The organism is Intrasporangium sp., assembly GCF_035280925.1.
In the GTDB taxonomy this organism is placed as follows: domain Bacteria; phylum Actinomycetota; class Actinomycetes; order Actinomycetales; family Dermatophilaceae; genus Intrasporangium.
In genome coordinates this window covers 21,393-29,634 of the sequence record NZ_DATEEY010000203.1, presented here as the reverse complement: position 1 = coordinate 29,634, position 8,242 = coordinate 21,393, and the positions used below count along the sequence as shown (strand labels likewise).

The window sequence follows — 8,242 nt, the reverse complement described above, 5'->3', positions numbered from 1 at the left end:
CCCATGGTGGGGGTACACGACCGTCTCGCCGACCTTGAAAACCATGTGCTGTTTTCCCCTTTCGCGACCTCCAGATTATCACGAAACCGCGCGGGGGGCGATCTGGCGCGGCGGCATCTGCGCAGGTCAGAGCCTTTGTCGCCCTCGTGTTGCCGTCCCGTCACGCCTTGACAACCGGCCGCAGTGCGTGCTTGCGCGCGCGCCGAGGGGACTTCGCCGACAGGGCACCCCAGCCACCCCACCACTGATCTGCGCCACGCCAACGGGACCGGCCACGAACGCTGTGCGTTCGCCGGTAGGCTGTCGCCCGTGATGCGCCGATTCCTCGCCCAGACCGCCGCGCCCGCAGCGCCCGCCGCGCGTTACCGGCGCACCGTCGCCGTCCTCGGCGGCGTCGCCATCGCCACGCTCGCCAGCGGGTGCATGGTGTTCAACCCGGTTCAGACCGACGTTCCCTACGAGCCCGCGGACGGCATCTCGGCCGAGGTCGGCGACCTCTCGATCCGCGATCTGCTCCTCGTCGGCGGAGGCGGCGAGGCCGCCGTCGTCTCCGGTGCGGTGATCAACCTCGGCACCGAGCCGGTCAGGGTCCAGCTCGCACCCCAGGAGGAGGCGGGCTCCGGTGGCGGCTCGGAGATCCAGGTCGGGCCTCGCGAGCAGGTCAACCTCGCCGAACAGGGTTTGCAGTTCGAGGCTCTGGCGGCGAAGCCGGGCATGATCGTCCCGGTCGCCGTGACGGCGCAGCCGGGTGGCACCACGATCGTCGACGTCCCCGTCCTCGCCCCGACAGGCCCCTACGCGACGATGACCGCGGCCCCCGCCGCGACGACGACGGCAACTCCAACGGAGACACCGACGGAGACGGAGACGGCGACACCGACAGAGACCGCGACACCGACAGAGACATCGACGGAGACCCCGACCGAGACGGCCACGACGACGAGCTGATCTCGCTCCACCCGCGACAGGCTCCGGGCGGCCGGGCCAGTCAGTTGGTCTCGAACTTGTAGCCGAGGCCCCGCACTGTGACGATGTGCATGGGACGTGCGGGCTCGGGTTCGATCTTCGTCCGAAGGCGCTTGATGTGGACGTCGAGGGTCTTCGTGTCGCCGACGTAGTCGCTGCCCCAGACCCGGTCGATGAGCTGCATCCGGGTCAGCACCCTCCCGGCGTTCCGGAGCAGCATCTCGAGCAGTTCGAACTCCTTGAGCGGCAGGGCCGTGGGCTTGCCGTTCACGGTGACGGTGTGCCGCTCGACGTCCATCCGCACCGGACCGGCCTCGATCGTCGACGGGAGCAGCTCCTCCGGCTCCGCGAGCCGGCGCAGCACGGCCTTGACGCGGGCAAGCAGCTCACGGCTCGAGTACGGCTTGGTGACGTAGTCGTCGGCACCGATCTCGAGCCCGACGACCTTGTCGATCTCGCTGTCCTTGGCCGTCAGCATGATGACCGGGACGGATGACCGTAGGCGAAGTGTCCGACACACGTCGATGCCGGACAGGCCGGGCAGCATGAGGTCGAGGAGGACGAGATCGGCGCCGTGCTTGTCGAACTCCGAGAGCCCGTCCGGGCCGGTCTCCGCCACCACGACGTCGTAGCCCTCCTTGCGGAGCAGGTAGGACAACGGGTCTGAGAACGACACCTCGTCCTCGACGATCAGGATTCGACTCAAGGCTGACCTCTCGTGGCATTGGCCGCGTTGGCCGGATGTGACCCAATTGGAGCATGACCGACGGCCTCCACCGGAGAGAGGTCCGAATCGCTGGGCTGCGAGCCCGAGCCGGACTCCACTGCCGCTGGGACGGGCGGCGCCGCCGGCAGCGAGATGGTGAAGGTGGACCCTCGGCCCATCTGTGACCACACGGTGACGGTGCCCCCGTGGTTCTCCACGACGTGCTTGACGATGGCGAGTCCGAGACCGGTGCCGCCAGTGGCCCGTGACCGGGCCGCATCAACCCGGTAGAAGCGCTCGAAGATCCGCTTCTGCTCGTCCGGCGAGATCCCGAGACCCTGGTCCGTCACGGCCACCTCGACGACGGTTCCGTCTCGCCGACGGGTCGACACACCCACCCGGGTGCCGGAGTCCGAGTACGAGATGGCGTTGCCGATGAGGTTGGCGATCGCCGTGGTGACGAGCTCACCGTCACCCCACACCTCACAGTCGGGCTCCGTCTGGATGGCCACGTCGATGCCGTTCTCCTCGGCGAGGAGGTGGTTTCGCTCCACGGCGTCCTGGGCACATGCACCGACGTCGACGAGGGCCGGGTCGGTGATGACATCGGTGCCCTGGAGGCGCGACAGCTCGACGATCTCCTTGACGAGGTTGGCCAGGCGCCGCGACTCGATGCCGATGCGGGCCGCGAAGCGCTGGACCGCCTCGGGGTCGTCGGCCGCGTCGAGCAGGGTCTCGGCGAGCAGGGAGATCCCGCCGACCGGGGTCTTGAGCTCGTGGCTGACGTTGGCCAGGAAGTCACGCCGAACCTCCTCGACAAGGCGAGCCTGGGAGATGTCCTCGACGAGCAGGAGCACGTGGTCGGCGCCGAGCGGGGCAACCCGGGCCGCGACGACGAGCCGCGCCTCACCGATGCCCTTGCGCAGGTCCAGCTCGACCTCGCGGATCACTCCGTCGCGCCGGACCGCGCGGGCGAGCTGGAGCAGCTCCGGGTGGACGAGCTCCTGACCGCGCACGAGGCCGCGCGCCACGGCAGCGGGCGAGTTGTTGACGACGCGGTCCGAGCTGTCGACGACGATGCCGCTGGAGCGGAGGACGGCGAGCACCTCCGCCACGCCGGGGGGCAGGTCCGGCGTCGGAGCGATGACGACCTCGTTCCGTCGGGCCCGATCCGAGAGCCGGACGGCGAGCACCGCGACGCCGCCGAGCGCCAGGCCGGCGATGCCGCCCAAGATCGCCGCGGTCGTCGGATCCACACCCTCAGGTTACGCATCCTGTGGCAGGCTCTTGACCAGACGGAGCCCTGGCACGCACGGCCAGAACTGAGAGTTCACCTGCTGGCCGCCCTCCATTTACGCGCGACTGGCACCCTCGGCCCCGAACCTCCGCACGTCCGCACGCCCCCGCACGCCCCCACGAGACGAGGAAGACCATTGCGCGACCAGTTCCACGAGGACCTCGACCGGATCACGGACCAGCTCGTCGAGCTGACCCGGCTCGCGCGGTCCGCCATCTCTCGTGCCACGACTGCCCTGCTCGACGCCGACGTCCAGCTCGCAGAGTCGGTGATCGAGGCTGACAAGAAGCTCGACGAGATCCGGATCGACCTCGACAACCTGTCGGTCAACCTCCTCGCCCGGCAGCAGCCGGTCGCGACCGACCTGCGGATCGTCGTCACCGCGATGCACATGAGCTCGGACCTCGAACGGATGGGAGACCTGGCCCGCCACGTGGCCAAGGTGGCCCGGCTGCGCCACCCCGACTCCGCCGTTCCTGCGGCGCTGCGCTCGCACATCCTCGACATGGGTCAGGTCGCGGAGGCGATCGTGGCCAAGTGCGGCTCGATCATCGCGAGCAAGGACATCGAGGCGGCCGCGACGCTGGACAAGGACGACGACGCGATGGACGAGCTGCACAGTGACCTGTTCGCGGCTCTGCTCGACGAGGACCGCGCCCTGCCGCGCGCTACCGTGCTCGATCTGGCGCTCATCGGTCGCTACTACGAGCGGTTCGCGGACCACGCCGTGTCGGTCGCCCGACGGGTCATCTACCTGGTCACGGGCGAGTACGACTCCGAGGTCAGCTACGACCACGAAGAGGCCGAGGACGCCGACATCATCGCGGAGATCGAGCGCAACAGCTGACCTCAATCGGAAAAACGACTTTGGAGTTCAGGGACGCCCCAAAGCTGTTCCTTCGATCGGGTATGCCGCTGAGCTCGCTCCCCGCGCCACGCGGCCACCCAGCCCTGCCGCCCACCCACCTGGCCGATCGAGAGAACGACTTTCGGGGTCAGCGACGCCCCAAAGCTGTTCCTTCGATGGGGTATGCCGCTGAGCTCACTCCCAGCGCCACGTGACCTCCCGGCCCTGCCGCCCGCCCACCGGGCCGATCGAGAGAACGACTTTCGGGGTCAGGGACGCCCCAAAGCTGTTCTTTCGATCAGGCTGGGTGGGGGTCAGCGGCCCTGCTTGGCCACGGCCTCCGCGGCAGCTCGGGCTGCCTCCGGGTCGAGGTAGCGACCCCCGCGCGTCACCGGCACGAACGAGTCGTCGAGCTCGTAGATGAGCGGCATGCCGGTCGGGATGTTCAGACCCGAGATGTCTTCGTCACTGATCTCGTCGAGCGTCTTGACGAGCGCACGGAGGGAGTTGCCGTGGGCCGCCAGCATGACGGTGAGGCCGTCGGCGAGGTCCTGCTGGATCTCCTGCTTCCAGTACGGCAGCATCCGCGCCACGACGTCCTTGAGGCACTCCGTCCGTGGCATGGCGGCACCGAGGCCGGCGTAGCGCGGGTCCCCGGTCTGGGCGAACTTGTCGTCGGGGTCGATGGGCGGCGGCGGCACGTCGTAGGAGCGCCGCCACTGCATGAACTGCTCCTCCCCGAACTGCTCGAGGATCTCCTTCTTGTTCTTGCCCTGGAGCGCGCCGTAGTGGCGCTCGTTGAGCCGCCAGCTTCGCTTCACTGGGATCCAGTGACGGTCGGCCTCGTCCAGCGAGAGGTTCGCCGTCGTGATGGCGCGCCGCTGCACGGAGGTGTGGACGATGTCCGGCAGGATGCCCGCCTCCTTGAGCTGTTGGCCGGAGCGGATGGCCTCGGTCCGCCCCTTCTCCGTCAGGTCGACGTCGACCCAGCCAGTGAACAGGTTCTTGGCGTTCCAGTCGCTCTCCCCGTGGCGGACGAGGACAAGGGTGTAGGTCATGGCGCCAGCCTAGCGACGCCGGCTCAGCCGTCAGCCGGCTCCTCCAGCAGGTGACGGAACGCCTCCAGGTTGCGGGTCGACTCGCCTCGCGATACGCGCCAGGCCCACTCCTTCTTCATCGACCCGAGGAAGCCGAGGGCGAGCAGCTCGTTGAACGCCTCGTCGCTCGCGGCGAGGATGACCCCGAAGAGCTGGTCGAGGTACTCGGCGTCGAGCGCACTCGTCGGGACCTCCCCGCGGACGTAGACGTCGCCGTCCGCATCGATCGCGTACGCGATGCCGGCGAGTCGGAGGTTCCTGCGCAGCAGGGTCCGGTAGAAGTCCTCGTGGTTCTCGTCGGGGTTGCGGACAACGAAGGCCGACACACTCGTGGTCCGGGGCCGGATGAGGAGCGAGACGACGGTCCGGAGTTTCTTCTCGCCGGGCAGGGTGACGACGTACTCGCCCTCGCGGCCACCGAGCTCCCACTCGAGGTCGACGGATCGCACGTATGCAGTGAGCCGCTCCTCCGCAGCCGTCACCGGATCCGTCGTCGGCTGCGTCTCAGGCTCGCTCACGCCGCCATTCTGCCAACCCTCGGAAGGCGCGCGGTGGGCGTCCGGTCGGGCGCTGCCCAGGTTCGGCTCACGGGATGACGGCGCGTGGGACACCGGCAAGCCCCTCCCCCTCCGCGATGGGTGAGTGGGTGCGGTCGTGGATCGCCTGTCGGTAGACGGCCAGCAGCCGGTCAGTCGTCGCCTCCCACCCGAACGCCGAGGCGTGCTGGATGGCCCTGCGTCCGAGTTCGAGGCGCCGCTCATCGTCGTCGAGCAGAGCCTGGACGGCGTCGGTCCAGACGGCGACCTCGTGGCCCTCGACGAGTACGCCCGCCTCGCCGACGGCGGTGGGCAGGCCGCCGACGTCCGCTGCGACGACCGGTGTTCCGCAGGCCTGCGCCTCGATGGCGACCAGGCCGAAGGACTCGCTGTGGCTCGGGACGAGGACGAGGTCGGCCGCGCGGTACCACTGGGCCAGGACCGGGCGCTCGACCGGCTTGACGAACGTGACGACCTCGGCGATGCCGAGCTGCTCTGCGAGATCCTCGAGCTCGTGTGGCCGTGCGAGGCCGGTCCCACTGGGTCCCCCGAGGACGGCGACGGTGAGCCGCGGCCGGCGACCGGGATCACGGCGCAACAGCTCGGCAGCCACGCGCAGGAGCATGTCGGGCGCCTTGAGCGGCTGGATCCGCCCGACGAAGAGAAGCAGCTCGCCGTCTCCCGGCAGCCCCAGCTGGGCCCGGGCCTCGCGCCTGTCGCCCGGTGTGAAGGTCATCAGGTCCACCCCGGGAGACACGACGGACACCTTCGTGGGCGGCGCGTCATACAGCTCGATCAGGTCGCGTGCCTCACCGTCGGTGTTGGCGATGAGCCGGTCCGCGGCTTCGACGACCTGGGCTTCACCGATCTCCCTCCCCCGTGGCTCAGGGATGTCGCCCTCGGCGAGGTGCAGGTTCTTGACGCGCGCCATGGTGTGCATGGTGTGGACAAGGGCGACGCGCCACCGGTCGGCGGCCAGCCAGCCCACCTGGCCGGAGAGCCAGTAGTGCGAGTGCACGAGGTCGTAGTGGTCCTCGGGCACCGAAAGACCGGCCTGCATGATCCCGGCGGAGAACGCGCACAGCTGCCCCGGCAGCTCCTCCTTGGGCAGTCCCTCGTAGGGGCCCGCGGTCACGTGCAGCACGCGGACCCCGGGCACGAGTCCGCCGATGATCGGTGCCTCACCCGTGGTGCGCCGCGTGAAGATGTCCACCTCGATCCCGCGACGGGCCAGCTCCTTCGCCGTCTCGGCCACGTAGACGTTGAGGCCGCCGGCATCGCCGGTGCCCGGCTGCTCCAGCGGGGACGTGTGGACGCTGATCATCGCCACGCGCGTGGGGTCATCCGACATCTGCGCCCTTCTGGTCGCCCGGTCTCTCCTGACTCAACCACACCGTCGATTTGATGTATTCCGCCGTTCGTCCAGTGGTCACCGGCGGAGCGTGGCCACCGTTGGACGTTATGATCCGCGCCGTGTCCGGCCGAGTTCGCCCCGTCGGGACGATCACCCGGGGCACCACGAACCCGAACCGGCTCCGTCGCTGTGACCGCTGGCTCGCCGGGCCACAGGCCTGGCGGCTGCGCCACAGTCCGACTCGCCCGATCGTCGTCGACCTCGGCTACGGGTCATCACCGGTCACCGCCGTGGAGCTGCACGGCCGGATACGCCGGGTGCGTCGGGATGTTGACGTGGTCGGCATCGAGATCGATCCCGACCGCGTGACCGCGGCCAAGCCCTTGGAGCGTGAAGGGCTGGCCTTCCGGAGGGGTGGCTTCGAGATACCGCTCCGTGATGGGGCGCGGCCGACCGTCGTTCGCGCCTTCAACGTGCTGAGGCAGTACGAGGAGGCGCAGGTGCCGGACGCGTGGGCGCGCGTCCAGGAGCGGCTCGCGCCGGGTGGCCTCCTCATCGACGGCACGTGCGACGAGATCGGCAGGCGCGCCACGTGGGTCGCGGTGGACGCGACCGGACCGGTGTCCCTGACCATCTCGCTGCGGCTCGCTGGACTGGAGCGACCGTCCGACGTCGCGGAACGACTGCCCAAGGCCCTGGTCCACCGCAATGTCGCGGGCGAGCGCATCCATGCCTTCCTGGCCGACCTCGACCAGGCCTGGGCCCGGAGCGCGCCTCACTCGTCGTGGGGTGCACGCCAGCGTTTCCTCGCCGCGGCAGCCGACGTTGGTCAGCGCTGGCCCCTGCGCGATGGCCGGGCGCGGTGGCGCCTCGGAGAGATCACGGTCGCATGGGAGGCGGTCGCCCCGCGTCCCTGACGCTCGGCGGCGGGGCGACCTCAGCGAGCGTAGTCGTCCTGGAGGCGCTCGATGTCACCTTCGTCGAAGTGGCCGAAGGCCACCTCGAGCAGACGACCCGGCCGCGAGCCGGAGTTGCCCATGCGGTGCGTCGAGCCGCGCGGCACCCAGACAGTCTCGCCGGCCTCGGCGGTCCACGTCCGGTCATCGACCGTGATCTCGATGGGCACGTCGAGCACCTGCCACATCTCACCCCGGTGGCTGTGCCGCTGGAGCGAGAGCCGGTGACCGGGCTCGACCGTGATGATCTTGACGGTGACCTGCTCGTTCGAGACGAACTGCTGGAAGGTACCCCACGGGCGCTCGGCGACGAAGATGTCGTCGGTCGGGTCACGGTCGCCCAGCACGTAGTCGTCCGGAGTGGGGTGCGACGGCAGCTCGGCGCCGCTGTCACCCACGTCCGGCAGCTCCGTCGCGGTCGCCCCAGCCGTCTCGTCCTTGCTCATGCCCTCCCCTTTGGCTCGTGAGTGCCCAGTGTGCCGC

Annotated in this window: 9 protein-coding genes; 3 read left to right on the top strand and 6 right to left on the bottom strand. The window is 69.6% G+C overall.

From position 1 onward, the window contains the following. Positions 1-312: 312 nt before the first annotated feature. Complete coding sequence (locus VJN29_RS18160) at positions 313-948, top strand: hypothetical protein (RefSeq protein WP_324145047.1); 636 nt, start codon at positions 313-315, stop codon at positions 946-948. Between the two features lie 40 nt (positions 949-988). Here the strand turns inward: VJN29_RS18160 and VJN29_RS18155 are convergent, their stop codons facing one another. Together VJN29_RS18155 and VJN29_RS18150 are read right to left on the bottom strand one after the other, a co-directional pair. After that, positions 989-1,672 (bottom strand): response regulator transcription factor, encoded by a 684-nt coding sequence (locus tag VJN29_RS18155; protein WP_324145044.1) that lies wholly within the window; start codon positions 1,670-1,672, stop codon positions 989-991. After that, complete coding sequence (locus VJN29_RS18150) at positions 1,669-2,928, bottom strand: sensor histidine kinase (protein WP_324145043.1); 1,260 nt, start codon at positions 2,926-2,928, stop codon at positions 1,669-1,671. Before VJN29_RS18150 ends, VJN29_RS18155 begins: the two co-directional genes overlap by 4 nt. Before the next feature lie 177 nt (positions 2,929-3,105). Here VJN29_RS18150 and phoU point away from each other — a divergent pair, with 177 nt between their 5' ends. After that, positions 3,106-3,816, top strand: coding sequence for a phosphate signaling complex protein PhoU (gene phoU, locus VJN29_RS18145; protein WP_324145042.1), 711 nt, complete (start codon positions 3,106-3,108; stop codon positions 3,814-3,816). A gap of 314 nt (positions 3,817-4,130) precedes the next feature. Here the strand turns inward: phoU and VJN29_RS18140 are convergent, their stop codons facing one another. The 3 genes from VJN29_RS18140 to mshA form a co-directional block, all read right to left on the bottom strand. Continuing rightward, positions 4,131-4,874 carry a phosphoglyceromutase gene (locus tag VJN29_RS18140; RefSeq protein ID WP_324145041.1) on the bottom strand — a complete coding sequence of 248 codons (744 nt, stop codon included), beginning with the start codon at positions 4,872-4,874 and terminating at the stop codon, positions 4,131-4,133. Positions 4,875-4,897: 23 nt separating this feature from the next. Continuing rightward, positions 4,898-5,431: a YbjN domain-containing protein gene (locus VJN29_RS18135; RefSeq protein ID WP_414654420.1), complete on the bottom strand. Its 534-nt coding sequence runs from the start codon at positions 5,429-5,431 to the stop codon at positions 4,898-4,900. A 67-nt stretch (positions 5,432-5,498) separates the two neighbouring features. Continuing rightward, positions 5,499-6,800: a D-inositol-3-phosphate glycosyltransferase gene (mshA, locus tag VJN29_RS18130; protein ID WP_324145040.1), complete on the bottom strand. Its 1,302-nt coding sequence runs from the start codon at positions 6,798-6,800 to the stop codon at positions 5,499-5,501. A gap of 110 nt (positions 6,801-6,910) precedes the next feature. On the opposite strand from mshA, the gene VJN29_RS18125 reads away from it, so the two are divergent. After that, positions 6,911-7,720, top strand: a complete 810-nt coding sequence (locus VJN29_RS18125; RefSeq protein WP_414654419.1) for a class I SAM-dependent methyltransferase — start codon at positions 6,911-6,913, stop codon at positions 7,718-7,720. A gap of 20 nt (positions 7,721-7,740) precedes the next feature. Here the strand turns inward: VJN29_RS18125 and VJN29_RS18120 are convergent, their stop codons facing one another. Continuing rightward, entirely contained in the window at positions 7,741-8,205 is a 465-nt protein-coding gene (locus VJN29_RS18120) for a phosphomannose isomerase type II C-terminal cupin domain (protein ID WP_324145038.1), read from the bottom strand. Positions 8,206-8,242: the final 37 nt, after the last annotated feature.

Bases quoted from the DNA above. Each gene is read 5' to 3' on its own strand.
- VJN29_RS18120 (WP_324145038.1), bottom strand. From the start codon at position 8,205: ATGAGCAAGGACGAGACGGCTGGGGCGACCGCGACGGAGCTGCCGGAC.
- VJN29_RS18125 (WP_414654419.1), top strand. From the start codon at position 6,911: ATGATCCGCGCCGTGTCCGGCCGAGTTCGCCCCGTCGGGACGATCACC.
- VJN29_RS18160 (WP_324145047.1), top strand. From the start codon at position 313: ATGCGCCGATTCCTCGCCCAGACCGCCGCGCCCGCAGCGCCCGCCGCG.
- mshA (WP_324145040.1), bottom strand. From the start codon at position 6,800: ATGTCGGATGACCCCACGCGCGTGGCGATGATCAGCGTCCACACGTCC.
- VJN29_RS18140 (WP_324145041.1), bottom strand. From the start codon at position 4,874: ATGACCTACACCCTTGTCCTCGTCCGCCACGGGGAGAGCGACTGGAAC.